Origin of the sequence: Pimelobacter simplex (assembly GCF_900114845.1) — a bacterium.
Lineage (GTDB): Bacteria > Actinomycetota > Actinomycetes > Propionibacteriales > Nocardioidaceae > Nocardioides > Nocardioides simplex.
On sequence record NZ_FOUK01000006.1, the window covers coordinates 154,014 to 179,599 of the forward strand.

Annotated in this window: 26 protein-coding genes; 15 read left to right on the forward strand and 11 right to left on the reverse strand. The window is 73.7% G+C overall.

Translation table 11 applies throughout. The annotated features are described in order from the left end of the window. The first annotated feature begins 48 nt into the window (after positions 1-48). Together BM223_RS22890 and BM223_RS22895 are read left to right on the forward strand one after the other, a co-directional pair. On the forward strand, positions 49-2,124 hold the full coding sequence (locus tag BM223_RS22890; RefSeq protein WP_235319163.1) for a helicase-associated domain-containing protein: 2,076 nt from the start codon (positions 49-51) through the stop codon (positions 2,122-2,124). A gap of 9 nt (positions 2,125-2,133) precedes the next feature. Next, positions 2,134-3,795, forward strand: a complete 1,662-nt coding sequence (locus BM223_RS22895) for a DNA repair helicase XPB (protein ID WP_038677256.1) — start codon at positions 2,134-2,136, stop codon at positions 3,793-3,795. 24 nt (positions 3,796-3,819) lie between these two features. Here the strand turns inward: BM223_RS22895 and BM223_RS22900 are convergent, their stop codons facing one another. The 6 genes from BM223_RS22900 to BM223_RS22925 all read right to left on the reverse strand — a co-directional run bounded on the left by BM223_RS22900 (position 3,820) and on the right by BM223_RS22925 (position 9,771). After that, positions 3,820-4,362, reverse strand: a complete 543-nt coding sequence (locus tag BM223_RS22900) for a Uma2 family endonuclease (RefSeq protein ID WP_235319162.1) — start codon at positions 4,360-4,362, stop codon at positions 3,820-3,822. 175 nt (positions 4,363-4,537) lie between these two features. Next, positions 4,538-6,901: an endopeptidase La gene (lon, locus tag BM223_RS22905; RefSeq protein WP_038677254.1), complete on the reverse strand. Its 2,364-nt coding sequence runs from the start codon at positions 6,899-6,901 to the stop codon at positions 4,538-4,540. 62 nt (positions 6,902-6,963) lie between these two features. Then, entirely contained in the window at positions 6,964-7,236 is a 273-nt protein-coding gene (locus tag BM223_RS22910) for a DUF2087 domain-containing protein (protein WP_038677253.1), read from the reverse strand. Beyond that, entirely contained in the window at positions 7,233-7,895 is a 663-nt protein-coding gene (locus tag BM223_RS22915; RefSeq protein ID WP_038677251.1) for a 3-oxoacid CoA-transferase subunit B, read from the reverse strand. Before BM223_RS22915 ends, BM223_RS22910 begins: the two co-directional genes overlap by 4 nt. After that, positions 7,892-8,587, reverse strand: coding sequence for a 3-oxoacid CoA-transferase subunit A (locus BM223_RS22920; RefSeq protein ID WP_038677250.1), 696 nt, complete (start codon positions 8,585-8,587; stop codon positions 7,892-7,894). Before BM223_RS22920 ends, BM223_RS22915 begins: the two co-directional genes overlap by 4 nt. Next, positions 8,587-9,771 carry a thiolase family protein gene (locus BM223_RS22925; RefSeq protein WP_038677249.1) on the reverse strand — a complete coding sequence of 395 codons (1,185 nt, stop codon included), beginning with the start codon at positions 9,769-9,771 and terminating at the stop codon, positions 8,587-8,589. Before BM223_RS22925 ends, BM223_RS22920 begins: the two co-directional genes overlap by 1 nt. 72 nt (positions 9,772-9,843) lie before the next feature. Here BM223_RS22925 and BM223_RS22930 point away from each other — a divergent pair, with 72 nt between their 5' ends. The 6 genes from BM223_RS22930 (at position 9,844) to BM223_RS22955 (ending at position 14,891) form a co-directional block, all read left to right on the forward strand. Further along, the gene (locus tag BM223_RS22930; RefSeq protein WP_038677248.1) at positions 9,844-10,746 is read left to right on the forward strand and encodes a LysR family transcriptional regulator; all 903 of its coding nucleotides are present in this window, start codon (positions 9,844-9,846) and stop codon (positions 10,744-10,746) included. Between the two features lie 154 nt (positions 10,747-10,900). Beyond that, a complete protein-coding gene (locus BM223_RS22935) occupies positions 10,901-11,806 on the forward strand; it encodes a LysR substrate-binding domain-containing protein (protein ID WP_038677247.1) in 906 nt (301 codons plus the stop codon). A 7-nt stretch (positions 11,807-11,813) separates the two neighbouring features. Next, positions 11,814-12,917: a mandelate racemase/muconate lactonizing enzyme family protein gene (locus BM223_RS22940; RefSeq protein ID WP_038677246.1), complete on the forward strand. Its 1,104-nt coding sequence runs from the start codon at positions 11,814-11,816 to the stop codon at positions 12,915-12,917. 23 nt (positions 12,918-12,940) lie between these two features. Continuing rightward, positions 12,941-13,795, forward strand: coding sequence for a catechol 1,2-dioxygenase (catA, locus tag BM223_RS22945; RefSeq protein WP_038677245.1), 855 nt, complete (start codon positions 12,941-12,943; stop codon positions 13,793-13,795). Further along, positions 13,795-14,070, forward strand: a complete 276-nt coding sequence (catC, locus tag BM223_RS22950; RefSeq protein WP_038677244.1) for a muconolactone Delta-isomerase — start codon at positions 13,795-13,797, stop codon at positions 14,068-14,070. The genes catA and catC overlap by 1 nt, the downstream gene beginning before the upstream one ends. An 8-nt stretch (positions 14,071-14,078) precedes the next feature. Then, positions 14,079-14,891, forward strand: coding sequence for an alpha/beta fold hydrolase (locus BM223_RS22955; RefSeq protein WP_052138299.1), 813 nt, complete (start codon positions 14,079-14,081; stop codon positions 14,889-14,891). Here the strand turns inward: BM223_RS22955 and BM223_RS22960 are convergent. Beyond that, positions 14,855-17,137, reverse strand: a complete 2,283-nt coding sequence (locus tag BM223_RS22960; RefSeq protein WP_200887073.1) for an arylsulfatase — start codon at positions 17,135-17,137, stop codon at positions 14,855-14,857. The two genes, BM223_RS22955 and BM223_RS22960, sit on opposite strands and share 37 nt — an antisense overlap. Positions 17,138-17,159: 22 nt before the next feature. Here BM223_RS22960 and BM223_RS22965 point away from each other — a divergent pair, with 22 nt between their 5' ends. Beyond that, positions 17,160-17,600 (forward strand): MarR family winged helix-turn-helix transcriptional regulator, encoded by a 441-nt coding sequence (locus tag BM223_RS22965; RefSeq protein ID WP_052138298.1) that lies wholly within the window; start codon positions 17,160-17,162, stop codon positions 17,598-17,600. 5 nt (positions 17,601-17,605) lie between these two features. On the opposite strand, the gene BM223_RS22970 is transcribed toward BM223_RS22965, so the two are convergent. The 3 genes from BM223_RS22970 to BM223_RS22980 all read right to left on the reverse strand — a co-directional run bounded on the left by BM223_RS22970 (position 17,606) and on the right by BM223_RS22980 (position 19,603). Beyond that, the gene (locus BM223_RS22970) at positions 17,606-18,526 is read right to left on the reverse strand and encodes a bile acid:sodium symporter family protein (protein WP_158510179.1); all 921 of its coding nucleotides are present in this window, start codon (positions 18,524-18,526) and stop codon (positions 17,606-17,608) included. Positions 18,527-18,808: 282 nt separating this feature from the next. Beyond that, a complete protein-coding gene (locus BM223_RS22975) occupies positions 18,809-19,114 on the reverse strand; it encodes a chorismate mutase (RefSeq protein ID WP_235319160.1) in 306 nt (101 codons plus the stop codon). 15 nt (positions 19,115-19,129) lie between these two features. Further along, positions 19,130-19,603: a hypothetical protein gene (locus BM223_RS22980; protein ID WP_052138297.1), complete on the reverse strand. Its 474-nt coding sequence runs from the start codon at positions 19,601-19,603 to the stop codon at positions 19,130-19,132. Between the two features lie 65 nt (positions 19,604-19,668). Between BM223_RS22980 and BM223_RS22985 the strand changes: the two genes are divergently transcribed. From BM223_RS22985 to BM223_RS23005, 5 genes are all read left to right on the forward strand, one after another. Further along, positions 19,669-20,343 carry an ArsR/SmtB family transcription factor gene (locus tag BM223_RS22985; RefSeq protein ID WP_038677242.1) on the forward strand — a complete coding sequence of 225 codons (675 nt, stop codon included), beginning with the start codon at positions 19,669-19,671 and terminating at the stop codon, positions 20,341-20,343. A 45-nt stretch (positions 20,344-20,388) separates the two neighbouring features. After that, positions 20,389-21,741: a TrpB-like pyridoxal phosphate-dependent enzyme gene (locus tag BM223_RS22990; RefSeq protein ID WP_038677240.1), complete on the forward strand. Its 1,353-nt coding sequence runs from the start codon at positions 20,389-20,391 to the stop codon at positions 21,739-21,741. Between the two features lie 129 nt (positions 21,742-21,870). Beyond that, positions 21,871-23,052: an RtcB family protein gene (locus tag BM223_RS22995; protein WP_038677239.1), complete on the forward strand. Its 1,182-nt coding sequence runs from the start codon at positions 21,871-21,873 to the stop codon at positions 23,050-23,052. Positions 23,053-23,108: 56 nt separating this feature from the next. After that, positions 23,109-23,732 carry an HD domain-containing protein gene (locus BM223_RS23000; protein WP_052138296.1) on the forward strand — a complete coding sequence of 208 codons (624 nt, stop codon included), beginning with the start codon at positions 23,109-23,111 and terminating at the stop codon, positions 23,730-23,732. 22 nt (positions 23,733-23,754) lie between these two features. Next, positions 23,755-24,123, forward strand: coding sequence for a hypothetical protein (locus tag BM223_RS23005; RefSeq protein ID WP_038677237.1), 369 nt, complete (start codon positions 23,755-23,757; stop codon positions 24,121-24,123). Between the two features lie 37 nt (positions 24,124-24,160). Here the strand turns inward: BM223_RS23005 and BM223_RS23010 are convergent, their stop codons facing one another. Continuing rightward, positions 24,161-24,850, reverse strand: coding sequence for a GntR family transcriptional regulator (locus tag BM223_RS23010; RefSeq protein WP_038677236.1), 690 nt, complete (start codon positions 24,848-24,850; stop codon positions 24,161-24,163). Positions 24,851-24,953: 103 nt separating this feature from the next. Here BM223_RS23010 and BM223_RS23015 point away from each other — a divergent pair, with 103 nt between their 5' ends. Beyond that, complete coding sequence (locus tag BM223_RS23015) at positions 24,954-25,577, forward strand: alpha-ketoglutarate-dependent dioxygenase AlkB (RefSeq protein ID WP_038677235.1); 624 nt, start codon at positions 24,954-24,956, stop codon at positions 25,575-25,577. The last annotated feature ends 9 nt before the right edge of the window (positions 25,578-25,586 follow it).

Consider the following 25,586-nt stretch of genomic DNA (forward strand, 5'->3'; position numbering starts at 1 on the left):
GCGCTCGACGGCCTCACCCGAGGCGAGCTTTCGGTCCTAGATGCCCTCGTGGTCGCGGGCCAAACCACCGATTCCGAACTCGTCGCGATCGTCCACGCCGAGCCCGGGTACGTCGCCGCGGTGCTCGACCGGTTGCGCGGCCTCGCGCTCGCCTGGGACTCCCCCGAGGGACTGCGCCCGCTCAGCGGGATCTCGGACGCCCTCATCGGCGGCCGGGACGCCGGCGTCAGCGGGCTGCGCCCCTGCAGTTCCACCCCGCGACCGCGGGAGGAGATCGTCGCCGCCGTCGCCGCGCTGCCCGACGGCGCCCGGCGGATGCTCGACCACGTCGTCGCCGAGGGCGGCACCGCCAAGTCCGGCAGCGCCCGGATCGGGCTGTCCCCCGACGACGCCGAGACGCCCGCCGAGCTGCTCATCGCGCTGCGGCTGCTCGTCCCCGGCGGCTCGCTGCTGCCCGGCCTGCTCGTCGTCCCCGGCGAGGTCGGGCTCGCCCTGCGCGGCGGGCGGACGACGACCGAGCCGGTCGACGTCGTCCCGGAGGTCGCGTCGGCGGAGCGACCGTCGCGACTCACGCTCAGCGCGGCGGCCGGCGCCGCCACCGACGTCGTACGGCGGGTCGAGCTGCTGCTCGAGTGGTGGGGCCACCGCCCCGCGGCCGCCCTGCGCACGACCGGGCTGGGGGTGCGCGAGCTCAAGGCGACCGCGGCCCACCTCCAGGTCGGGGAGAGCGAGGCGGCGCTCGTCGTCGAGGTCGCCGGCGAGGCCGGTCTGCTCGGGACCCGCGCGGACGCCGACGGCAACCAGGTGTGGGTGCCGACCGCCGAGTTCGACCGCTGGCGCGCGCTGCCCACCGCCGAGCGCTGGTCCCGGCTGGCCCGGGCGTGGCTGGCCAGCCCGCGGCTGCCGTCGCTGGTCGGCGAGCGCGGACCGGACCAGAAGCCCTGGAACGCCCTCACCCCCGAGCTGTCGGCGGCCGGGATGCCCGAGGCCAAGGCGATGGCCCTCGCCGCGCTCGCGGAGCTGCCGGAGGGGCACGGCCTCGCCGCCGGGACCGGGCTCCCCTCGCTCGTCGCCCGGCTCGCGTGGGAGCGCCCCCGGCGGCCCCGCACCCGGCCGGACCTCGTCGCGTGGGCGGTCGCCGAGGCGGCTGTCCTCGGCATCACCGGCGCCGAGACGCTGGCGCCGTACGCCCGGCCCCTCCTCGCCGGTGAGGACCCCGCCCCCGCCCTGGCCGAGCTGCTCCCCCCGCCCGTCGACCACGTGCTGGTCCAGGCCGACCTCACCGCCGTCGCCCCCGGCCCGCTCGAGCCCGACCTGGCCCGGCAGCTTCAGCAGGTCGCGGACGTCGAGTCGCACGGCGCGGCGACGGTGTACCGCTTCACCGCCGACTCCGTGCGCCGCGCGCTCGACGCCGGCTGGACCGCGGCCGAGCTGCACGCCTTCGTCCTCGCCGCCTCCCGGACGCCGATCCCCCAACCGCTCAGCTACCTGATCGACGACGTCGTCCGCAGCTTCGGCCGGCTCCGGGTCGGCGTCGCGTCGTCGTTCGTCCGCTCCGAGGACGAGGCCGCTCTCGCCGCGCTCGAGAACCACCAGAAGGCGGCCGGGCTCGGCCTGCTGCGGATCGCGCCGACCGTGCTCGTCTCGACCGTGCCGATCGACGTCCTCCTCCCCCGCCTGCGCGAGCTCGGCGCCGCGCCCGTCGTCGAGGGACCGGACGGCGTCGTCCGCGTCGGCGCCGCCGAGGCCCTCCGCGCCCGGACCCCCCGCACTCGCGAGGTCGCCGACACCGCCCGCGCCGCCGCCCGTCAGTCGGCCCAGGTCGCCGCCGCCGTGACGGCCCTGCGCGACGGCGACGAGGCCGCCCGGAACCGGCCCGCCTCGGCCTCCGTCGCCGGCGGCGGGGTGCTCTCCGCGCTGCGGGACGCGATCGAGCGGCGCGGGATCGTCCTCATCGGGTTCACCGACAACCAGGGCGTGGTCGCCGAGCGCGCCATCCGGCCGCTGAGCGTCGAGGGCGGCCAGCTCACCGCCCGCGACGCCGACGCCGAGCCGGACGACCTCGATGCCGAGCGTCGCTATGCCGTGCACCGCATCAGCCGGGTGGTACCGACCGGCACGTAGACTCGACCGGTGACCGATGGACCCCTGATCGTGCAGTCGGACAAGTCCCTGCTCCTCGAGGTGGACCATCCTCAGGCCGCCGAGTGCCGCAAGGCGATCGCGCCGTTCGCCGAGCTGGAGCGCTCGCCCGAGCACATCCACACCTACCGCCTCACCCCCCTCGGTCTCTGGAACGCCCGCGCTGCCGGCCACGACGCCGAGCAGGTCGTCGACACCCTGCTCGCCTACTCGCGCTACCCGGTGCCCCACGCCCTCCTCGTCGACGTCGCCGAGACGATGGCGCGCTACGGCCGGCTCCGGCTGGAGAAGCACCCCACCCACGGCCTCGTCCTCGCCTCGTCCGACCGGCCGGTGCTCGAGGAGGTGCTGCGCGCCAAGAAGATCGCCGGCATGCTCGGCAGCCGTCTCGACGACGACACCGTCGCCGTGCACCCCTCGGAGCGCGGCAACCTCAAGCAGGCCCTCCTCAAGCTCGGCTGGCCGGCAGAGGACTACGCCGGCTACGTCGACGGCGAGGCCCACGCCATCGACCTCGCCGAGGACGGCTGGACGCTGCGCGACTACCAGCGCGACGCCGCCGAGTCGTTCTGGCACGGCGGCTCCGGCGTCGTCGTCCTGCCCTGCGGGGCGGGCAAGACGCTCGTCGGTGCGGCCGCCATGGCCCACGCCCGGGCGACGACCCTGATCCTGGTGACCAACACCGTGAGCGCCCGGCAGTGGAAGGACGAGCTCGTCCGTCGTACCTCGTTGACGCCCGACGAGATCGGCGAGTACTCCGGCACCGTCAAGGAGATCCGCCCCGTCACCATCGCGACCTACCAGGTCATCACGACCAAGCGGAAGGGCGTCTACCCGCACCTCGAGCTGTTCGACGCCCGCGACTGGGGCCTCATCGTGTACGACGAGGTGCACCTCCTCCCTGCTCCGATCTTCCGGATGACCGCCGACCTCCAGGCGCGCCGCCGGATCGGCCTGACCGCCACGCTCGTCCGCGAGGACGGGCGTGAGGGCGACGTGTTCTCCCTCATCGGCCCCAAGCGGTACGACGCCCCGTGGAAGGACATCGAGGCGCAGGGCTGGATCGCGCCCGCCGACTGCATCGAGGTCCGGGTCTCGCTGCCCGACGCCTCCCGGATGACCTACGCGACCGCCGAGCCCGAGGAGCGCTACCGCCTCGCCGCCTGCACCCCCGAGAAGGTCGGCGTCGTCCGCGACCTGGTCACCCGCCACTCCGGCCAGCCGACCCTGGTGATCGGGCAGTACCTCGAGCAGCTCGAGGAGCTCGCCACCGCGCTGGACGCCCCCGTCATCACCGGCCAGACCCCGGTCAAGGAGCGCCAGCGCCTCTTCGACGCCTTCCGGTCCGGCGAGATCGGGCTGCTCGTCGTGTCGAAGGTCGCGAACTTCTCCATCGACCTGCCCACCGCCGAGGTGGCGATCCAGGTGTCGGGCTCGTTCGGCTCCCGCCAGGAGGAGGCCCAGCGCCTCGGCCGCCTGCTCCGTCCCGGCGACCCCGGGCCGGACGGCGAGCGCAAGATCGCGCACTTCTACACGATCGTCGCGCGCGACACGGTCGACGCCGAGTTCGCCCAGAACCGGCAGCGGTTCCTCGCCGAGCAGGGGTACGCCTACCGGATCGTCGACGCCGGGGACGAGCTCGCCGGCCGCTGAGGCCGCGCGGGCGGCGGGTCGCCGTCAGCGGCGCAGCCGGGCGGGGACGACGGTGACGTCGAAGGGCACAGCCGCCGTCCAGGTCTCGTCGCCGGCGATCGCCGCGGCGGCGGCGAAGGTGCCGTCGCGCAGCTCCCAGGCAGTGAGGGCGACCTCGTCGCCGGCGACGTCGACCACCCAGTAGGCGGCGACGCCGGCCTGCTCGTAGACGCGCTTCTTCTGGCCGAGGTCGCGTCCGCGAGTGCTCGGGGAGAGCACCTCGACGGCCAGGAGGGGCGGACCGTTGAGCCCACGGTCGTCGGTCGCGGCGGGATCGAGAACGAGGACGTCGGGCTGGACGACGGTGTGCTCGCCCAGCACGACGTCGACCGGCGCGTGGAGGACCTCGAGCTGGTCGGGACAGGCGGCAGCGAGGGTGATGACCAGGCGGGCGGCTGCGACCTGGTGAGCCAGGATCGGGGCGGCGGACACGACGATCTCACCCTCGATCAGCTCGTACCGGTTGCCGTCGTCGGGCATCCGGTCGAGGTCTTCGCGGGTGAGCAGCCCAGCAGGGGATGCGGCCATGGTCGTCATGGTGCCTCACTTTCGGTGGCGGTTGAAGGTCCATGGACCGACCCTCACGCGAATCGTCGATAGCCGGGAACGACAGGTCGGGGGCTGTGGAGACCGCACACGCAGAAGGCCACCTGTGGATGACAGGTGGCCTTCTGTGGTGGAGGTGGGACGGAGGAGGTGCGGATCAGGCCGCGGCGACGCCGCCCTCGCCCGCCACACCCTCGGCCCCGGCGGCGGCCTGGACGAGCGCCCGCTCCAGGATCTCGGTGACCGCACCGACCGGCGTGACGGTGAGCTGCTCCAGGATCTCGGCCGGCACGTCGTCCAGGTCCGGCCGGTTCCGCTCGGGGATGAACACCTCGGCGACCCCGGCCCGCTGGGCGGCGAGGAGCTTCTGCTTCACCCCGCCGATCGGGAGCACCCGGCCGGACAGGGTGACCTCGCCGGTCATCGCGATGTCGGAGCGCACCGGGCGGCCGGTGAGCAGCGAGACGAGGGCGGTGACCATGGTGACGCCGGCCGACGGCCCGTCCTTGGGCACGGCGCCCGCGGGGAAGTGCACGTGGATCGAGCGCTCGAAGGCCGAGGCGGGGATCCCGAGCTCGTCCGCGTGGGAGCGCACCCAGGAGAGGGCGATCCGCGCGGACTCCTTCATGACGTCGCCGAGCTGGCCGGTCACGGTCAGGCCGGGCTCGCCGGTCGCGACGGAGGTCTCGACGTAGAGGACGTCCCCGCCCATGCCGGTGACGGCGAGACCGGTGGCGACGCCGGGGACCGAGGTCCGCTCGGCGACGTCAGGGGTGAACCGGGGCCGGCCGATGAGGTCGACCAATGAGGCGACGTCGATGTCGACCCGGGTCGCGGACCCGGCGGCCAGCTGTGCGGTCGCCTTGCGGAAGGCCTTGGCGAGGAGCCGCTCGACCTGCCGGACGCCCGCCTCGCGGGTGTAGTTGGCGGCGATCTCGCGCAGCGCGTCGTCGCTGATGGTGACCTCGTCGGCGGTCAGCGCAGCCCGCTCGAGCTGGCGCGGCACCAGGAAGTCGCGGGCGATGGCGACCTTGTCCTCCTCGGTGTAGCCGTCGATGGAGACGAGCTCCATGCGGTCGAGCAGGGCGGCCGGGATCGAGCCGATGTCGTTCGCCGTGGCGATGAACAGGACGTCGGACAGGTCCAGGTCGAGCTCGAGGTAGTGGTCGCGGAAGGTGTGGTTCTGCGCGGGGTCGAGCACCTCGAGCAGCGCCGCGGCGGGGTCGCCGCGGTAGTCCGAGCCGACCTTGTCGACCTCGTCGAGCAGGACGACCGGGTTCATCGAGCCGGCCTCCTTGATCGCGCGGACGATGCGACCGGGCAGTGCGCCGACGTACGTACGACGGTGCCCGCGGACCTCCGCCTCGTCGCGGACGCCGCCGAGGGCGACGCGCACGAACTTGCGGCCGAGTGCCCGCGCGACGGACTCGCCGAGCGACGTCTTGCCGACGCCCGGAGGCCCGGCGAGCAGGACGACGGCGCCCGACCCGCGCCCGCCGACGACCTCGAGGCCGCGCTCGGCACGGCGCGCGCGGACGGCGAGGTACTCGGTGATCCGGTCCTTCACCTCGTCGAGACCGTGGTGGTCCGCGTCGAGGACGGAGCGGGCCGCGGCGACGTCGTTGTCGTCCTCGGTGCGCACCGACCAGGGCAGGTCGAGGACGGTGTCGAGCCAGGTGCGGATCCAGCCCGCCTCGGGGCTCTGGTCGCTGGAGCGCTCCAGCTTGTCGACCTCGCGCAGCAGCGCCTCGCGCACGGCGTCCGGCACGTCGGCCGCCTCGATCCGGCTGCGGTAGTCGTCCCCTCCCTCGGGGTCGCCCTCACCGAGCTCCTTGCGGATCGCGGCGAGCTGCTGGCGCAGCAGGAACTCGCGCTGGGACTTCTCCAGCGACTCGCGCACCTCGGAGTCGATCTTGTCGCTGACCTCGGACTCGGCGACGTGGTCGCGGGTCCACTCGACGACCAGCCGCAGCCGCTCCGCGACGTCGGGGGTCTCGAGCAGCTGGCGCTTGCGGTCGTCGGAGAGCCAGGGCGCGTAGCCGGCGGTGTCGGCCAGGATGGCCGGGTCGTCGATCCGGGTGACCGTGTCGGCGACCTGCCAGGCCTCGCGACGCTGCAGGAGCCCGACGACGAGCGACTTGTACTCGTCGGCGAGCGCGCGCACCTCGTCGGTGACCGTGCCGGTGTCGACCTCGTCGACCTCGACCCACAGGGCCGCACCGGGGCCGGTCACGCCGCTGCCGATGCGAGCCCGGCCGCCGGCCTTGAGGACGGCGGCGGGCGCGCCGCCGGAGAACCGGCCGACCTTCTCGACGGTCGCCACGACGCCGTACGACGCGTAGTGGTCCTCGAGACGCGGGGCGACCAGGACCTGCGCGGGGTCGCCCGACTCGCGAGCGGCCAGCTGGGCGGCGTCGATGGCGGCACGGGCGGGCTCGTCGAGCTCGACCCGGACCACCATCCCGGGAAGCACCACCACATCGGAGAGGAACAGCACCGGAAGCTGGATCGGGTTCGTCATGAACCGTTCAATGCCCTACCGGGGCGGGGTGTTCCGGCGTTCGCCAACGGCGAACCGGGGAACTACGGGGCGATGCGGCGGTAGACGTCGTCGGCGCGGACCAGGAAGCCCTCGTCGACGAGTGCGCGGCGCAGCGCCGCATGGTCATGGTGGATCTCGCGGAGCAGCTCGTCGACCTCGCGCCAGTCGTGGTCGCGGCCCGGCTCGAGGCGCCGCGCGACGTGGGCGAGCAGGAACCGGCGTCGGGAGTGGCGGTCCGGCAGGTCGAGCAGGCGGCCGTCAGGGCTGAAGAAGCGACGCAGGGCCTGGCGACCGGCGTCGGCGTCCGGGCTCACTCGTCCTTTGTAGCCAACGGGAGGTCGAGCCGCTCGCGGAGCTCCGCGACCGAGGCCCCCCACGTCTCGCGCACCACGACGACGTCGCCACCGAGCTCGAAGACGCCGTGGTCGGTGTAGACCCGGCTGACGCAGCCGACCCCGGTCAACGGGTAGGTGCACGCCGGGACGAGCTTGGGCGAGCCGTCCTTGCCGAAGAGGGACATCATCACGAGGACGTCCTTGGCGCCGATCGCGAGGTCCATCGCGCCGCCGACGGCGGGGATGGCGCCGGGCTTGCCGGTGTGCCAGTTGGCGAGGTCGCCGTTGCCGGCGACCTGGTAGGCGCCCAGGACGCACACGTCGAGGTGGCCGCCGCGCATCATGGCGAACGAGTCGGCGTGGTGGAAGTACGACGCCCCCGGCAGCTCGGTGACGGGCACCTTGCCGGCATTGGTCAGGTCGGCGTCCACGTCGTCGCCGTGGGCGGCGGGGCCCATGCCGAGCATGCCGTTCTCGGTGTGGAGGACGACGCCCCGCTCGGCCGGCAGGTGGTCGGCGATCTTGGTGGGCTGGCCGATGCCGAGATTGACGAACGAGCCCTCGGGGATGTCACGGGCGATCACCTCGGCGAGCTCGTCCATCGAGAGCGGCCCGCGGTCGACGTGCTCGGTGGTCATCGTGCCCCCTGGACGGTGTAGTGCCGCGCCTCGGCGGCGACGACGCGGTCGACGTAGATGGACGGCGTGACGACGGCCTCGGGATCGAGCTCGCCGGTGGCGACGACCTCGCTCACCTGGACGATCGTGGTGGTGGCGGCCGCCGCCATCACCGGGCCGAAGTTGCGGGCGGTCTTGCGGTAGACGAGGTTGCCGAGCCGGTCGGCGCGATCGGCCGAGACGAGCGCGTAGTCGCCCTTGATGGGGAGTTCCAGCAGATAGGGACGCCCGTCGAAGTCGCGGACCTCCTTGCCCTCGGCCAGTGGCGTGCCGACCGCGGTGGGGCTGTAGAAGGCGCCGATCCCGGCGCCGGCGGCGCGCATCCGCTCGGCGAGGTTGCCCTGCGGCACGACCTCGAGCTCGATCCGGCCGGCGAGGTAGAGCTCGTCGAAGACGTAGGAGTCGGCCTGCCGCGGGAACGAGCAGACCACCTTGCGCACCCTGCCCGCCTTGAGGAGGGCGGCGAGCCCGACCTCGCCGTTGCCGGCGTTGTTGGACACGATGGTGAGGTCCTTCGCGCCCTGGCGGATGAGGGCGTCGATCAGGTCGAACGGCATGCCGGCCAGGCCGAAGCCGCCCACCAGGACGGTCGATCCGTCCTCGATCCCGGCGACGGCCTCGTCGACCGTGTCGAGCAGCGCGGTGCGGGCCATCAGCGCGCCTCCTCGTTCTCGAGGACGACGGCCAGGCCCTGCCCGACGCCGATGCAGATCGCCGCGACCCCCCACCGGGCGCCACGCTCGCGAAGTGTCGCCGCGAGGGTGCCGACGATGCGGCCGCCGGAGGCACCTAGGGGGTGGCCGAGCGCGATGGCGCCGCCGCGGGTGTTGACCATCTCGGGGTCGATCCTCCAGGCGTCGACGCACGCGAGGGACTGGACGGCGAACGCCTCGTTGAGCTCGACGGCGCCCACGTCGGACCACGAGATGCCGGCCCGCGCGAGGGCCAGGTTGGCGGCCTCGACCGGGGCGTAGCCGAAGGCCTGGGGCTCGAGGGCGAAGGCGCCTCGGCCGGCGACGCGGGCGATCGGGTCGGTGCCGATCAGGCCGGCTGCGCGCTCCGAGCCCAGTAGGACGGCGGAGGCACCGTCACTCAGGGGGGACGCGTTGCCAGCGGTGATCGTGCCGTCCTTGCGGAAGACCGGCTTGAGCCCGGCCAGGGTCTCGGGCGTGCTGCCCGCGCGGATGCCCTCGTCGCGGGCCAGGTCGACGCCGTCGACGGGGACGACGAGGTCGTCGTAGAAGCCGTCCTCCCAGGCCTGGTGGGCGAGCCGGTGCGATCGGGCGGCGAAGGCGTCCTGGCGCTCGCGGGAGATGCCGAAGCGCTCCTGCAGCTGCTCGTTGGCCTCCCCCAGGCTGACGGTCCACTCGGACGGCATCGCGGGGTTGACCAGGCGCCAGCCGAGTGCGGTCGAGACGGCGGTGACGTCGCCGGCGGGGAACGGGCGCGACGGCTTGGGGAGCACCCAGGGGGCGCGGGTCATCGACTCGACGCCGCCGGTGAGCACGACGTCGGCGTCGCCGGTCTCGATGGTCCGCGAGCCGACGAGGACGGCGTCCAGGCTGGAGCCGCAGAGCCGGTTGACCGTCGTGGCCGGGACGCTGACGGGCAGACCTGCGAGCAGGACCGCCATCCGGCCGACGTTGCGGTTGTCCTCGCCCGCGCCGTTGGCGTTGCCCCAGACGACGTCGCCGATGGCGGCGGGATCGAGGTCCGGCGTCCGAGCGAGGGCGGCGCGGACCACGCCCGCGGCGAGGTCGTCGGGACGCACGTCGGCGAGGCTCCCGTTGAACTTGCCGAACGGCGTGCGGACCGCGGAGTAGACGTAGGCGCTCACGGCTCCGACCGTAGGCTGGAGGCTTGATATTGTGAAGTATCAATATCAGACCGATCTGAGACGAGTTCGGATATGGATCTGCTGCGCCACCTCCGGTACTTCGTGACCGTCGCCGAGGAACGGCACTTCGGCCGCGCCGCCGAGCGCCTGCACATGGCCCAACCGCCGCTCTCCCAGCAGATCCGGCGGTTGGAGGCGGAGCTGGGCGTCGACCTCTTCGTCCGCACGACCCGCCGGGTCGACCTGACCGAGGCGGGGACGGCGTACCTCGAGCGCGCCCGGGCGATCCTCGGGTCGGTGGACGCCGCCGCCGAGGAGGCGCGACGGGTGGCGGCCGGCGTGATCGGGCGGCTGGCGATCGGGTGCGTCGGCTCGGCGACCTACAGCCTGCTGCCGGACCTGTCCCGGCGCCTGGCCGACGAGCTGCCCGGCGTCGACTTCGCGTTCCGGGGCGAGATGCTCGTCGCCGACCAGGTCGACGCCCTGCGCGCCGGCGAGATCGACATCGCGCTGCTCCGCCCGCCCGTCGACGACGCCGGCCTGAGCGTCACAACCTTGCGCGAGGAGCGCCTCGTCGTCGCCGTCCCGACGGCCCACCCGCTGGCAGGACGCCGGCAGGTCCGGGTCGCCGACCTCGCGGGCACCGACCTGATCGTGCACTCGGCCGGCCGCCGCTCCGCCATGTACGACGTGGTGCGCGGCCTGTTCGCCGACGCCGGTGTCGTGCCGCAGATCCGGCACGAGGTCGGCGAGACCTCGACGCTGGTGACGCTCGTGGCGGGTGGGCTCGGCGCGGCCGTCGTCCCGGAGCCGGTGGGGGCGCTGGCACTGGCAGGTGTGGCCTACCGGCCGCTGGTGCGGCCCGCGCGCTCGGTCGAGCTCGCTGCGGCGTACCGGGCCGAGCGCACCGAGCCGCACCTGCAGCGGACGCTGGGGGTGCTGGGTGAGCTGGTGGGCGGCAGTTTCACCGCCTAGGCGGTGAAACTGCCCTCCCGCCCCGGGAGGATTCATAATCGGGAGTTATGAATCCCCGAACTATTCGTCTTTGTGTTTCTGGATCCCTCGGATCTAGCGTGAACGAGCCGCGTGACGACCACCACACCGGCCCGACGCCCCCGAGGAGGTGACCATGGACCTCAAGCAGCTGCGCTACTTCGACGCCGTCGCCGAGACCTGTCACTTCGGCCAGGCCGCCGAGCGCCTGCACCTGGCCCAGCCGGCGCTGTCCCAGGCGATCCGTCGGCTCGAGGCCGAGCTGGGCGTGCTGCTCCTCGCTCGCACGACCCGCCAGGTCGCGCTGACCCCGGCCGGCGAGTTTTTCCACCGCGAGGTGCGCCGGATCCTCGGCGACCTCGACGCGTCGGTGCTGGGCGCCAAGAGCATCGCCGAGGGCAGCCGCGGGCTGCTCCGGGTCGGCTTCACCGGCACCAGCGCGTTCACCCAGCTCGCCCGGCTGTCCCGGATGATCCGCTCGGCGCTGCCCGGCGTCGTCCTCGAGGTGCAGGCCGACCTGCTCACCCCCGCGCAGGTGGAGCGGCTGCTCGACGGGCGGCTCGACCTCGGCGTCCTGCGCGGCCCGGTGGCCGAGCCCGGCATCGAGACCCGCACGCTGCTGCAGGAGCCGCTCGTCCTCGCCCTGCCAACCGACCACCGGCTCGTCGCCGAGCCCGCGCTGGAGGTCGTCGACGTGTCCGCCGACGAGTTCGTCGCCTACGCCGACACCCGCTCGGCGGTCAACGAGGCGATGCAGTCGAGCTGCCGCCGGGCCGGCTTCTCCCCCAACATCACCCACCGCGCTCCCGGGACGGCGGCGCTGCTCGCGCTGGTCGCCGCCCACCTGGGCGTCGCGCTCGTCCCCGAGTCGGTGCGCAGCATGCAGCTCAAGGGCGTCGTGTTCCGCGACGTCGCCGAGGCCGCGACCATCGACCTGTCCCTGGCCTGGCGGGCCGACGAGCCGTCGGCGCTGGTCGTCGGCGCGCTCGACGTCCTCGACCGGCACGGCTTCTTCTCCCCGCATCCCTCCCCCACGAGCTGAGGACCCCGTGAAGATCACCGCGATCGAGGCGATCCCGTTCCGGATCCCCTACGTCAAGCCGCTGAAGTTCGCCAGCGGCGAGGTGCACGTCGCCGACCACGTCCTGGTCCGCGTCCGCACCGACGACGGGATCGTCGGCGTCGCCGAGGCCCCGCCGCGCCCGTTCACGTACGGCGAAACGCAGCGCGGCATCATCGCGGTGATCGAGACGATCTTCGCCCCCCAGGTGGTCGGCCTCTCGCTGACCGACCGCGAGCAGCTGGCGGCGCTGCTCGGCCGCACCGTCGGCAACCCGACGGCCAAGGCCGCCATCGACATGGCCGTCGGCGACGCGCTCGGCCGCACCCTCGGGCTCACCGTCACCGAGCTGCTCGGCGGCTACACCGACCGGATGCGGGTCTCCCACATGCTCGGCTTCGACCAGCCGCAGGCGATGGTCGACGAGGCCGAGCGGATGCGCGACGTGCACGGCATCACGACGTTCAAGGTCAAGGTCGGACGGCGCCCCGCCTCGCTCGACGTCGCCGTGGTCCGCGCGCTGCGCGAGGGGCTCGGCCCCGACGTCGTCCTGTACGTCGACGGCAACCGCGGCTGGACCGCCTCGGAGTCCGCCCGCGCGATGCGCCAGATGGCCGACCTCGACCTCGCGTTCGCCGAGGAGCTCAGCCCCGCGGACGACGTCCTGGGCCGGCGCTGGCTGGTCCAGCAGCTCGACGTCCCCTTCATCGCCGACGAGTCGGCCACGACGCCCGCCGAGGTGACCCGCGAGGTGCTCGGCGGCTCGGCCACCGCGATCTCGATCAAGACCGCGCGCACCGGCTTCACCGGTTCGCAGCGGGTCCTCCACCTCGCCGAGGGACTCGGCCTCGAGGTGGTCATGGGCAACCAGATCGACGGCCAGCTCGGCTCGATCTGCACCGTCGCGTTCGGGGCCGCCCACCAGCGCAGCAGCGTGCACGCCGGCGAGCTCTCGAACTTCCTCGACATGAGCGACGACCTGCTCACTGAGCCGCTTCGCATCGAGAACGGCGAGCTCGCCCTCCGCCCCGGCGCCGGCCTCGGCATCGAGATCGACGACGACAAGCTCCGCCACTACCGCACCGACAGCTGAAACAACCCGAGAGGACAACCGCCATGACCACCGAGGTCGCCACCGCCGCCGCTTCCGGCGCCAGCGCCACCGAGCGCTTCCACTCCGACAAGTCGCCCTACGCCGCGGTCAAGGACACCCCGCCCGAGCGGGTCGACCGCCTGGCCCGGCGCGTGCTGGAGGCCGTCTACCAGACGGTCCGCGACGAGAAGGTCACCTACGACGAGTTCAACGCGCTCAAGGCGTGGATGATCGGCGTCGGCGAGGACGGCGAGTGGCCGCTCTTCCTCGACGTGTGGCTCGAGCACGTCGTCGAGGACGTCAACACCGCCCACCGCGAGGGCAACAAGGGCTCCATCGAGGGTCCGTACTACGTCCCCGGCGCCCCCGAGCAGGGCGCGAAGGGCACCATCGAGATGCGCGAGGGCGAGGCCGGGACGCCGCTGGCGTGGACCGGCACGGTCACCTCGACCGACGGCACGCCGCTCGACGGCGCTCTCGTCGAGCTCTGGCACGCCGACAGCGACGGCTTCTACTCGCAGTTCGCGCCGGGCATCCCCGAGTGGAACCTGCGCGGCAACTTCCGGGTCGGTGCCGACGGCGCCTTCGAGATCCACACGATCCAGCCCGCGCCGTACCAGATCCCGACCGACGGCTCCTGCGGCAAGCTCATCGCCGCCGCCGGCTGGCACGCGTGGCGTCCGGCCCACCTGCACGTCAAGGTCTCCGCACCCGGCCACGAGCTGCTCACCGCGCAGCTCTACTTCCCCGGCGACGAGCACAACGACGACGACATCGCCTCGGCCGTCAAGCCCGAGCTGATGCTGGCGCCGCAGCCCCAGGCCGACGGCTCGGTCACCGTCGACTACAGCTTCGTCCTGGACCCGGTGCGCGGCTGATGCTGTTCCAGGTCCGGATGGACGTCGACATCCCGCGCGACCTCGACCCTTCCGTGAGGGAGGACGTGGTCGCGCGGGAGCGGGCGTACTCCCAGGAGCTGCAGCGCAACGGCGAGTGGGCCCACCTGTGGCGCATCGTCGGGCACTACTCGAACATCAGCGTGTTCGACGTGGAGTCGAACGCGCGCCTGCACGAGATCCTGTCGAGCCTGCCGCTCTTCCCCTACATGCGGATCGAGGTCACCCCGCTGACCACGCACCCGTCGGCGATCTGAGGCCGCCCGTGCGCCCCCAGCTCGCCCTGCGCCACCTCGCCGGCGCCCCACGACGCCCGCTGCTGGTGGTCGGCCCGTCGCTCGGGACGACGACCGACCGGCTCTGGGGCGAGGTCGCCACCCGGCTGGAGGGCTGGAACGTGCTCGGCTGGGACCTGCCCGGCCACGGCCACAGCCCCGCCGCCGACCGGCTCACACCGGGCTTCTCGATGGCGGTGCTCGCCGACGCGGTGCTCGCCGCCGTCAGCGAGGCCCTCGGGGCGGACGTGCCGTTCGCCTACGCCGGCGACTCCGTCGGCGGCGCGGTCGGCCTCCAGCTCGCCCTCGACCACCCCGACCGGCTCTCGTCGCTCACCGTGCTCTGCAGTGCGGCCTCGTTCGGGGGTCCGGCCGGCTGGGCCGACCGGGCCGCGCTCGTGCGCGCCGAGGGGACGGCGCCGATGGTGGTCTCCTCACCGGCGCGGTGGTTCGGCAGCGCGATCGCCGAGGATCGGCGGGACGCCGCTCTCCGGGACCTCGCCCGCGTCGACCCCGAGGGCTACGCCCGGGTGTGCGCGGCCCTCGGCGGCTTCGACGTGCGCGACCGGCTCGGCGAGGTCGCCGTGCCGGTGCTCGCCGTGGCCGGTGCCGACGACGTCGCCACCCCGCCCGTCGTGCTCGCCGAGGTCGCCGACGGCGTCGCGGACGGGCGGCTCGAGGTGCTCGACGGGGTGGGCCACCTGGCGCCCTACGAGGCGCCCGAGCGGGTGGCAACGCTGCTGCGCGACCACCTCGCCCGCACCGCTCACTCCGACCGCAGCAGCGCCGCCAGCCGGGCCTGATCGGCGTCGCGCTCGGCCAGCGCCCGGCCACCGGTGAACGTCACCGACCTCAGCTCGCCGGTCCACGCGAACGGCGGCGCATAGGCGTCACTGACCGGGAACCCCGCGTCGTGGCCGAGCCGGAGCCCGCCGCCGCCGATCTGGATGCCGCTCGCGCCCATGCCCTGCACGAACGGCGCCCGGGCGACCTCGGCCCCGTCGACCAGCAGGACGCCGTCGGCCCCGGCCAGGCGGAACCCGACCGTGTGCGGGCCGGGGGTGAGCGGCGCGGCCGACGTGACGTCGTACGGCGTGCTGGTGGCGTTGAGCAGGAAGCGCGGGCAGCCGTCGACCACGACGAGTGCCCAGCCGTTCGACCAGTCGCCGATCGCGGCGAGCACGCCCTCCCCTCCCCCGTCCGGTACGACGACGTCCGCCTCGACGAGCGCCCCCAGCGCGAGCGAGGGGACGGCCTCGTCGGCGACCGGGTTCGCGCCGGGCCGGACGACGAGCCGCTCGGGCACCGGCCACAGCGGCGGCTCGATGCCGGGCAGGTGGCCGTAGAGCCCGTCGGTCAGGGGGAACACCTGGTTGGCCGCGGCCTCCGCCTCCCACCGCGCGGCCAGGTCGGCGACCACGTCGGGGTGCTGGTCGGCGAGGTCGTGCGCCTCGGAGAAGTCGTCGTCCAGCCGGTAGAGGCACCAGCGGTCGGTCGCGAAGTCGCGGCTGCCGGGCAGCAGCCGCTCGTCGTCGACGCCGGTGGAGACGTGGTCGGTGGTGGCCTTCCAGCCGTCGTGGATGATCGAGCGCGAGCCGAGCATCTCGAAGTACTGCGTGGTCCGCGGCGCCGGCGCCGCAGGATCGGCCAGGGTCCCGCGCAGCGAGGCGCCCGCCATCGGCTGCTGCGCGACGCCGTCGACCTGGTCGGGCGCGGCGACCCCGCACAGGTCGAGCACCGTCGGCGCGACGTCGACGATGTGGCACCACTGCTCGCGGATCCCACCGGGCTCGGCGACCCCCCGGGGCGGCTTCAGCACCATCGGGACCCGGACGCCGCCGAGCCAGGAGTAGCGCTTCCACAGGTGGAACGGGGTGTTGCCCGCCCACGCCCAGCCCCACGGGTAGTGGTTGTAGCCCCGCCAGCCGCCGATGTCGTCGATCGCGGCGAGGTTGTCGTCGAGGTCGTCGCCGACGCCGAACCCGAAGCGGTGCTCGTTGAGCGAGCCGATCTGCCCGCCCTCGGCGCTGGCGCCGTTGTCCGAGGTGAGCAGGACGATCGTGTCGTCGAGGATCCCCAGCTCCTCCAGGGTGTCGAGCAGCCGGCCGAGGTGGTGGTCGAAGTGCGCGACGAAGCCGGCGTGCGCCTCGGCGTACCGCGCGAAGAGACGGCGCTCGTCGGCGCCGAGGTCGGCCCAGTCCTGCACCCACGGGGGCCGGGGCGGCAGCGTGGTGCCCTCGGGGACGAGCCCCGCGGCCTGCTGGCGCGCGAAGACCCGCTCGCGCAGACGCTCCCAGCCGTCGTCGAAGCGGCCGGCGTACCGGTCGATCCACGGGGACGGCACCTGGTGCGGCGCGTGTCCCGCCCCGGGGGCGAGGTACATCAGGAACGGCTTGTCCGGAGCGGCGTGCTTCTGGTCCTTGACCATCCGCACCGCCTCGTCGACCAGGTCCTCGGTGAGGTGGTAGCCCTGCTCCGGGGTCGCGGGCGGCTCGACCGGCGAGTTGTCGCGGTAGAGCGTCGGCGTCCACTGGTTGGCGTCGCCGTGGAGGAAGCCGTAGAAGCGCTCGAAGCCCTGCCCCAGCGGCCAGGTGCCGAACGGCCCGGCGGCGGTGCGGTCGTTGCGCGGGGTCAGGTGCCACTTGCCGACGGCCATCGTGCTCCACCCGGCGTCGCGCAGGATCCGCGGCAGGGTGGCGGCGGACGCCGGGATCCGCCCGCTGTAGCCGGGATAGCCGCCGGGCATGTCGGCGAGGAAGCCGATGCCGACCGCGTGGGAGTTGCGGCCGGTGAGCAGCGAGGCCCGGCTGGGCGAGCACATCGCCGTCACGTGGAAGCGGTTGTAGCGCAGGCCCTGGCCGGCGATCCGGTCGATCGTGGGCGTCTCGATCTCGCCGCCGAACGTGCCGAGCTGGCCGAACCCGATGTCGTCGAGCAGGACGACGAGCACGTTCGGCCGGCCCGCCGGGCGCGGGCGTGGCGGGTGGTGGGGCGTCGAGTCGGCCACGGTGCGGCCGATCACCGGGCCGGGGCCGGAGGGATCACTCACGACGGGCTCCTACGATGCTCGGGTGACGGACTTCGGTGTGCTGCTGAGCCTGGCGGGCGTGGTGTTCGTGGACGCCCTGCACGACCGGCTGGCCGAGGAGGGGTTCGCGGAGTTCACCGTCCGCAGCGGATGGGTGCTGCGCACGCTGGGGGACGACGAGCTGAGCCTGCGCGACCTGGCCGAGCGGATGGACCTGAGCAGCCCCGGTGCGCTCAAGGCGATCAACCCGATGCTCGACGCGGGCTACCTCGAACGTGCCGGGACCAGCGACAAGCGGGTCCGCGCGGTGCGCGTCACCGAGCGCGGCCGGGCGGCACTCGCCTGCGCCAGCGCCTTCCACGCGGAGTTCGAGGCGAGCCTCGCCGCCGCGGTCGGGGCCGCCGACGCCGCCGCGACCCGGCGCGGACTGGAGTCGCTGGTCGAGCGCGGGTCGGCGCACCTGCCGCGCGCGCTCATGCCCTAGCGGTCTCACCGGGCCGGCTCCGGCGGTCGCCGGCGCCACGCCGTCGACAGCAGCAACCCGGTCAGCACGTCCCACAGCGCCCAGAACGCGACCACCAGCGCGACCCCGCCGAGCTGGTCGAAGTAGGCCAGCGCGAGCACCAGCCCGAGCGCCGTGTTGCGGATGCCGGTCTCGAAGGTCATCGCCCGCACGCCCGGGGGTGGCAGCAGGAACGCGCGGCCCACGACGTACCCGACGAGCAGGACGACGGCGTTCTGGATGATCGCCGGCACCGCGACCTCGTCCAGGTGCGCCACGATGACGCCACCACGGGTGGCCAGCCCGGCCACGATCACCAGCAGCAGCGCGACCAGGACGGCGATCTCGACCGGCCGGCGCAGCCGGGCCGCGAGGCCCGGCCGGCGCGCGGCCACCGCGATCCCGATCGCGAACGGCAGCCCGATGAGGAGTGCCACCTCGACGCCCATCTCGACCGGGTCGAGCCGGATGTCGCTGAGCAGCGCGTCGGCCGCCGGGTAGCGCGCGGCCCAGAAGGCGAACGCGACCGGTGTCGCCACGACCGCCAGCAGGTTGGAGCAGGTGGTCAGCGCGATCGAGAGCGCGACGTCGCCGTGGGCCCGGTGCGTGAGCAGGTTGGACAGGTTGCCGGCCGGACAGCAGGCGATGAGCAGCATCCCCAGCGCGGCCGAGCCGCCGACGTCCAGGGCCCGGCACAGCAGCAGGGTCAGCGCCGGCAGCAGCGCGAACTGCGCGGCCAGGCCGCCCACCAGCACGAGCGGGCGCCGTAGGACGGCGCGGAGGTCGGCGAGCCGCACGTCGAGCGCGACGCCCAGCAGGAAGACCGCGATCAGGACCTTGATGCCGGTCTGGCCGCCCTGGCCCAGCGAGAGCCGGAGGGCGTCCAGGTCGGACGCAGCAGCGAGCACCGCCCCTCCCTCCCGAATTGCTTAACCGCAGTTAAGCATATGGGGAGCGTGGGGCCGAGGCGCTTGTAACTACGTGTTACGTCACGAAAAGCCATGTCACAGCACCCGGGTAGCAGTCACAGCACCCGGGCAGACGTCCGCTCAGCGCGGCACGGCCCGCGGCCGGTCCGCGCACGCCCGACCGCACTCCCGAAACGATCTACCCGGGCGGTGTTGCCGCTTCCCGGGCGCTGTGGCAGCCGAATTCGCGACGTAACACGTAGTTACATGAGCTGGCGGGCCTCAGCCCTCGCGCTCCTCGGCGAACTGCTCGTGGTTGCGGATGACCTCGCCGATGATCACGTTGAGGATCTTCTCGGCGAAGTGCGGGTCGAGGCCCGAGCTCTCGGCCATCGACCGCAGCCGCGCGATCTGGACGGCCTCGCGCGCCGGGTCGGCAGGCGGCATCCCGGCCCGGGCCTTGAGCCGGCCGACCGTCTCGGTGCACTTGAACCGCTCGGCCAGCAGGTGGATGAGGGCGGCGTCGAGGTTGTCGATGCTCGACCGCAGGCGGTGGAGCTCGGCGCGGGCGGCGTCTTCTGCACTCACACCCCGCATCCTGCCCTACCGCTCCGGACGGAGGTCACCGACCTGCCGGGCGTACCAGGGGTCACCCACGTGGGCGGCGATCTCGCGCAGCGTCCACTCCGCACCCCGCGCCCGGTCCCACTCGTCCGGGCCGGCCGTGAGCAGCCGCAGCCGGAACGTGCGGGAGAGCCGGGTCAGCCGCTCGGTCGCCTCGACCAGGTCCGCCTCGGTGAACGGCGCCAGGTCGGCCGGCGTCGTGACGGCACTCTCGAACCAGCCGTTGGGCCGCGTGGGTACGCCGGCCAGCAGTGCCTCGACCTGGGCCAGGTGGTCGACGAGGTGGTCGGCGTAGCGGCGCACGGCCTTGTGGGGCGTGTAGAGACGGGCGCCCTCCTCGGCCAGTCGCGGACGGCCGTCCCACGCCAGCCACGTGCGGGCCAGGGTGAGGACCTCCGCGGTGGCCTCCTCGACGACGAGTCCGGGGTCCGTCGTGCTCTCCTCGATGCTCATGGCGGCGACGCTAGGGCGCGGACGTCTCGGTCGTGGCCGAGACGTCGCCGCGCGATGATCGACCCATGAGCGCCGACCTCGCCCGGATCGGCCGGGCCCTCGGAGCACCGGCCCGGGCCGCGATGATCCACGTCCTCCTCGACGGGGCGCCGCACTCCGCAGGCGAGCTGGCGCGGGCGGCCGGGGTCAGCTCCGCGACGGCGAGCGAGCACCTCGCCGTCCTCGTCGCGGCAGGGCTGGCCGGGGTCGAGCAGGACGGCCGGCACCGGAGGTTCACGATGACCGACCCGCGGATCGCCCAGGCGCTCGAGCTGCTCGGCGGGCCGGCACCCGAGCCGGTGACCTCGCTGCGGCTCTCCCGCGAGCAGCAGCGAGTACGACGAGCGCGCACCTGCTACGACCACCTCGCCGGCCTGCTCGGGGTCGCCCTCACCGAGCGGCTGGTCACTCTGGGATGGGTCGACGCCGCGCTCACCACGGTCACGCCGGCCGGCCGGGTCGGGCTCGCCGGCCAGCTCGGCATCCACCTCGACGACGCCCGCCCGACACGGCGCCCGCTGCTGCGCGCGTGCCGCGACTGGACCGAGCGCCGCGACCACGTCGCCGGCGTCCTCGGCGCCCGGCTCGCCGCCCACGCGCTCGCCGACGGATGGGTGCTCCGCAAGCCCGGGAGCCGCGGGCTCACCGTCACCGCCCACGGAGAGGACGTGCTCGGAGCGCTGGGCGTGAGGCTCCCCTAGGATCCGAGAACCCGAGCACCGAGCACGCTTCCCGAGAGGACCCCCATGAGCGACCAGGTGATGTACACCCTCGAGCCCGACGAGCAGCCGAAGCGCTGGTACAACATCGTCGCCGACCTCCCGGTGCCCCCTCCGCCGCCGCTGCACCCCGGCACGCACGAGCCGGTCGGCCCCGACGACCTCGCGCCGCTGTTCCCACCGGACCTCATCGCCCAGGAGGTCACCACCGAGCGGTACGTCGACATCCCCGAGCCGGTGCTCGACGTCTACCGCCAGTACCGGCCGAGCCCGCTCTACCGCGCGCGCCGCTGGGAGGAGAAGCTCGGCACGAGCGCCCGGATCTACTTCAAGTACGAAGGCGTCTCGCCGGCCGGCTCGCACAAGGTCAACACGGCGGTCCCGCAGGTCTACTACAACAAGATCAACGGCATCAACCGGCTCACCACCGAGACCGGCGCCGGCCAGTGGGGCACGGCGCTGTCCTACGCGAGCTCGCTGTTCGGGGTCGAGTGCGAGGTGTGGCAGGTCGGCGCGTCGTTCGACACCAAGCCGCAGCGGCGCACGCTGATCGAGGTCTTCGGCGGCAAGGTGCACCGCTCCCCCAGCCGGCTCACCGAGTCGGGCAAGGCGTTCGCGGAGGACCACCCGGGCTCGCTGGGCATCGCGATCTCCGAGGCGGTCGAGGTCGCCGCGCAGGACCCCGAGGCCAAGTACGCGCTGGGCTCGGTGCTCAACCACGTCCTGCTCCACCAGACGGTGATCGGCGAGGAGGCGCTGCTGCAGCTCGCCAAGGCGGGCGAGTCCGGGGCCGACCTCGTCGTCGGCTGCGCGGGCGGCGGCTCGAACTTCGCCGGCCTCGCGTTCCCGTTCCTGCGCGAGAAGCTCGCCGGCAGCCAGGACCCGCGGATCCTCGCCGTCGAGCCCAGCTCGTGCCCGACGCTGACCCGTGGCGAGTACCGCTACGACTTCGGCGACACCGCGGGCCTGACGCCGCTGATGAAGATGCACACGCTCGGCCACGACTTCGTGCCGTCGCCCATCCACGCCGGCGGCCTGCGCTACCACGGCATGGCGCCGCTGGTCTCGCACGCGGTCAACGAGGGCTACATCGACGCCGTCGCGCTGCACCAGAACGAGTGCTTCGAGGCCGCGGTCGAGTTCGCCCGCACCCAGGGCATCGTCCCGGCGCCCGAGTCGTCGCACGCGCTCGCCCAGGTCCGGCGCGAGGCGCTCGCGGCCGCCGAGACCGGCGCCGAGCCGGTCATCGTCGTCGGCCTGTCGGGCCACGGCCTGCTCGAGCTCGGTGCCTACGCGAGCTTCCTCGGCGGCAACCTCGAGGACGACCCGCTGTCGGACGAGGCGCTGAGCGAGGCGCTGGCCAACGTGCCGGTGATCTGACGCCGGTCCGCCCGGCCCGCCTGTACGGCCCGGGAAATGCGTGCGCAACGCATTTCCCGGGCCGTAGCGTTTCCGGCCGGCCGCACCCGCGGCCGGATCCCGAGAAAGGCCACGACACAGGAACCACCGATGCACAAGATCACCCCGAAGCTCCTCAGCTGGGCTTCGATCCTCGAGCAGGGCACCCGCGAGCAGGCGATGACGACGGCCCGGATGCCGTTCATCCATCCCCACCTCGCGCTGATGCCCGACGCCCACCTGGGCCTTGGCGCGACCGTGGGCTCGGTCATCCCGACCCTCGGCGCGATCATCCCGGCCGCGGTCGGCGTCGACATCGGCTGCGGCATGATCGCGATGCGCACGCGGCTCACCACCGACGAGCTGCCGGCCGACCGGCGACCGCTGCGGGAGGCGATCGAGCGGGCCGTCCCGCTCTCCGCCGGCGCCGCCAACAAGACGATCAGCCGCCCGCACACGGAGCGGCGGCTCGACGAGCTGACGGCCGCCGCCGACCAGGCGGGCTTCGCGCCGGGCCGCTACGCGTCGCGCTGGGACCTGCAGCTCGGCACGCTCGGCTCGGGCAACCACTTCATCGAGGTCACCGTCGACGAGGAGCAGCGGGTCTGGCTCTTCCTGCACTCGGGCTCGCGGGGCGTGGGCAACAAGATCGCGCAGCACCACATCAAGGTCGCTCGCGAGCTGTGCGAGAAGTGGTGGATCAAGCTCCCCGACAAGGACCTGGCCTACCTCGCGGAGGGCACCGACGAGTTCTGGGCCTACATCCGGGAGATGCGGTGGGCGCAGCGCTACGCGCTGCTCAACCGTGAGGAGATGATGGACCGGGTGGTCCGGCAGTTCGCGGAGTGGGTCGGTCTCGGCTCGGCCGACGAGCTCGAGCGGGTCGAGGAGATCAACTGCCACCACAACTACACCGAGCAGGAGACCCACTTCGGCCGGAAGGTGTGGCTCTCGCGGAAGGGCGCGATCAACGCCGAGCGCGGCCGGCCGGGCCTCATCCCGGGCTCGATGGGCACCGCGTCGTACGTCGTGAGCGGGCTCGGCAACCCGGTGGCACTGCACTCGGCGCCGCACGGCGCCGGGCGGGAGTACTCCCGGTCCAAGGCCCGGCGGACCTTCACCCACGAGCAGCTGCGTGAGGCGATGGCGGGCATCGAGTACCGGGACACCGACGCGTTCATCGACGAGATCCCCGCGGCGTACAAGGACATCGACCGGGTGATGGCCGACGCCGCCGACCTCGTCGAGGTCCGGCACACGCTGCGCCAGATCGTGAACGTGAAGGGCGACTGAGCCCGGATCCGGACCCGGCGATGACAGCGGCCGGGGCGGTCGGTTTGAATGTGCGGATGGAGGACGACCATCCCACCCACTCCGACCTGCCCTGGCCGCTGACCGGCGCCGACGCCGTGCGCGACGAGCTCCTGGCTGCCTACGGCGACCCGAGCCGCGGCCACCACGGCACCCGGCACCTCGGCGAGGTGCTGGCGCGCCTCGACGAGCTCGCCGCGTCCGGGGCGGTCTTCGACCGGACGCCGGTGCAGCTGGCCGCCTGGTTCCACGACGCCGTCTACGACGGCGAGCGCGACGCCGAGGAGCGCTCCGCGACGTGGGCCGAGGACGCGCTGCCCGCGCACACCGACGCGGCCACGGTCGCCGAGGTGGCCCGGCTGGTGCGGCTCACCGAGCACCACCGCCCCGAGCCGGACGACGCCAACGGCTGCGCGCTCTCCGACGCGGACCTCTCGATCCTCGCGGCCGACCGCGAGCGCTACGACGAGTACGTCGCGGCGGTCCGCACCGAGTACGCGCACCTGCCCGACGACGTCTTCGCCGCGGGGCGGGCCGGCGTCCTGCGGGCGCTGACCGACGTGCCCGAGCTGTTCCGCACGGCGCCCGGCCGGGCCCGCTGGGAGGAGCCCGCGCGGGCCAACGTGGCCCGTGAGCTCGCCGAGCTGACCGCCTCGCTCTAGGGACGCCCGTCACAATGGGCGGGTGGACGACAGCGCTATCTACACGGCCCGTGCGCGGGTGCTGGCCGACCTCGAGGCCCGCGGCCTCGGGAGCCCGGCGTCCGTGACCCTGCTCGAGGAGGCGTGCTCGGAGCGCCGGTGGTGGCTGAGCCAGTGGCCGCCAGGACAGGAGTTCGTGGCGGGACTGGTCGCCCAGGACGTCCAGGACGGTCTCGCCGACCAGTTCGGGCGCGACGCCCGCGAGGGACTGTGGCCGGTGTGCACCCACTGCGCGGGCGGTCCGGTGCACGCGCTCCACATCGAGCCCGACCTCGGCGGCCCCGATCCCACCTGGGTGTGCGAGGAGTCCGGGACGGCGGTCGCGCCGCTCGGCGCGCTCGGCGCCTCCTAGCCGGGCGCCGGCCCGCAGCGGCCGCGGCCGGGCTCCCTCAGGAGCAGAGCTGCACGTTGAGCGTGTAGGCGTCGCCGCGGTAGACGGTCCGCGACACTTCCACGACCGCGTCGCCGGCCAGTGCCCGCCGGTGGTGGCGCAGCACGGCGGCACCGGAGGGGACCTCCAGCAGGGCCGCCTCCTCGGGCGTCGCGGTCGCCGCGGCGAGCATGTCCTCGGCCCAGCTGGGGCGCAGACCGCGCGCGGCCAGGTCGTCGTACAGGCTGGTGGGGAGGGACTCGAGCAGGCCCGGCACCCGGGTCCGGTCGAGGTAGGCGTCGGTGAGGCAGACCGGGCGGCCGTCGGCCGTCCGCAGCCGCCGCCAGTGCACCACGGGGATGCCGGCCGGCACCTGCAGCGCCCGGGCCAGGTTCTCGCCGGCGGGCAGCTGGTCGGCGGCGAGGGTGCGCGAGTCGGCGACGATCCCGCGGCGCGCCATCTCCTCGCTGAAGCCGGTCACCCCACTGGCCGTGCGCCGGGGCGCGGCGACGAAGGTGCCGCGCCCGGGGAAGCGCTCCAGCACGCCCTCACTCACCAGGGCGTCGAGCGCCTGGCGCACCGTCATCCGCGCCACGCCGAAGCGGTCCACCAGGTCGCGCTCGGACGGCGCGGCCGTGCCCGGCGCGCTGCCCTCGACCAGGCTGCGTACGTACTCTCGGATCGCGACATGCTTGAGTGAGCGGCTCATCGTGCCGAAAGGCTAGAGAGGGCGCGCGAGGGCCGTCCGGCGAATCGACGATTCTTTGCCCGGCGTACGAACATCTGTTCGAACCTGGGGTACGCTCGACGCCATGACGGTCGACTTCCAGACCAGCCTGTTCGACCCCGCGACGCCGGCCGCCGAGCCCGTCCCGGAGCGGCGCCCGCTCAGCGCCGGCGCCTGGGTCGACGTGGCCCGCAACTGGCTGCCCGACGCCGACGACGTCTTCGCGACCCTGGTCACCGAGGTGCCCTGGCGTGCCGAGCGGCGCACGATGTACGACCGCGTGGTCGACGTGCCGCGCCTCGTCTTCACCTACATGATCGGCGACGAGCTGCCGCACCCCGCGCTCACCGCCGCGCGCGAGCGGCTCACCGCCCACTACCAGCCCGAGCTGGGCGAGCCCTTCCGGACCGCCGGCTGCTGCTACTACCGCGACGGTCGCGACAGCGTCGCCTGGCACGGCGACACCATCGGCCGGGGCTCCACCCACGACACGATGGTGGCCATCGTCTCGCTCGGCGATCCACGCCGGCTGCACCTGCGTCCGCGCGACGCCGAGCGGCGCGACGAGGCGTTCGCCGTCGAGATGGGGCACGGCGACCTGGTCGTGATGGGCGGGACGTGCCAGCGCACGTGGGAGCACGCGGTGCCCAAGGTCGCCGCGGCCGGGCCGCGGGTCTCCGTCCAGTTCCGGCCCCTGAACGTGTTCTGACGGAGCGCC

Excerpts from the sequence above, each read along its gene's own strand:
- BM223_RS22900 (WP_235319162.1), bottom strand. The coding sequence starts at position 4,362 with ATGGCCGCATCCCCTGCTGGGCTGCTCACCCGCGAAGACCTCGACCGG.
- lon (WP_038677254.1), bottom strand. The coding sequence starts at position 6,901 with ATGACGAACCCGATCCAGCTTCCGGTGCTGTTCCTCTCCGATGTGGTG.
- BM223_RS22915 (WP_038677251.1), bottom strand. The coding sequence starts at position 7,895 with ATGACCACCGAGCACGTCGACCGCGGGCCGCTCTCGATGGACGAGCTC.
- BM223_RS22920 (WP_038677250.1), bottom strand. The coding sequence starts at position 8,587 with ATGGCCCGCACCGCGCTGCTCGACACGGTCGACGAGGCCGTCGCCGGG.
- BM223_RS22930 (WP_038677248.1), top strand. The coding sequence starts at position 9,844 with ATGGATCTGCTGCGCCACCTCCGGTACTTCGTGACCGTCGCCGAGGAA.
- BM223_RS22935 (WP_038677247.1), top strand. The coding sequence starts at position 10,901 with ATGGACCTCAAGCAGCTGCGCTACTTCGACGCCGTCGCCGAGACCTGT.
- catA (WP_038677245.1), top strand. The coding sequence starts at position 12,941 with ATGACCACCGAGGTCGCCACCGCCGCCGCTTCCGGCGCCAGCGCCACC.
- catC (WP_038677244.1), top strand. The coding sequence starts at position 13,795 with ATGCTGTTCCAGGTCCGGATGGACGTCGACATCCCGCGCGACCTCGAC.
- BM223_RS22980 (WP_052138297.1), bottom strand. The coding sequence starts at position 19,603 with ATGAGCATCGAGGAGAGCACGACGGACCCCGGACTCGTCGTCGAGGAG.
- BM223_RS22985 (WP_038677242.1), top strand. The coding sequence starts at position 19,669 with ATGAGCGCCGACCTCGCCCGGATCGGCCGGGCCCTCGGAGCACCGGCC.
- BM223_RS22990 (WP_038677240.1), top strand. The coding sequence starts at position 20,389 with ATGAGCGACCAGGTGATGTACACCCTCGAGCCCGACGAGCAGCCGAAG.
- BM223_RS22995 (WP_038677239.1), top strand. The coding sequence starts at position 21,871 with ATGCACAAGATCACCCCGAAGCTCCTCAGCTGGGCTTCGATCCTCGAG.
- BM223_RS23000 (WP_052138296.1), top strand. The coding sequence starts at position 23,109 with ATGGAGGACGACCATCCCACCCACTCCGACCTGCCCTGGCCGCTGACC.
- BM223_RS23010 (WP_038677236.1), bottom strand. The coding sequence starts at position 24,850 with ATGAGCCGCTCACTCAAGCATGTCGCGATCCGAGAGTACGTACGCAGC.
- BM223_RS23015 (WP_038677235.1), top strand. The coding sequence starts at position 24,954 with ATGACGGTCGACTTCCAGACCAGCCTGTTCGACCCCGCGACGCCGGCC.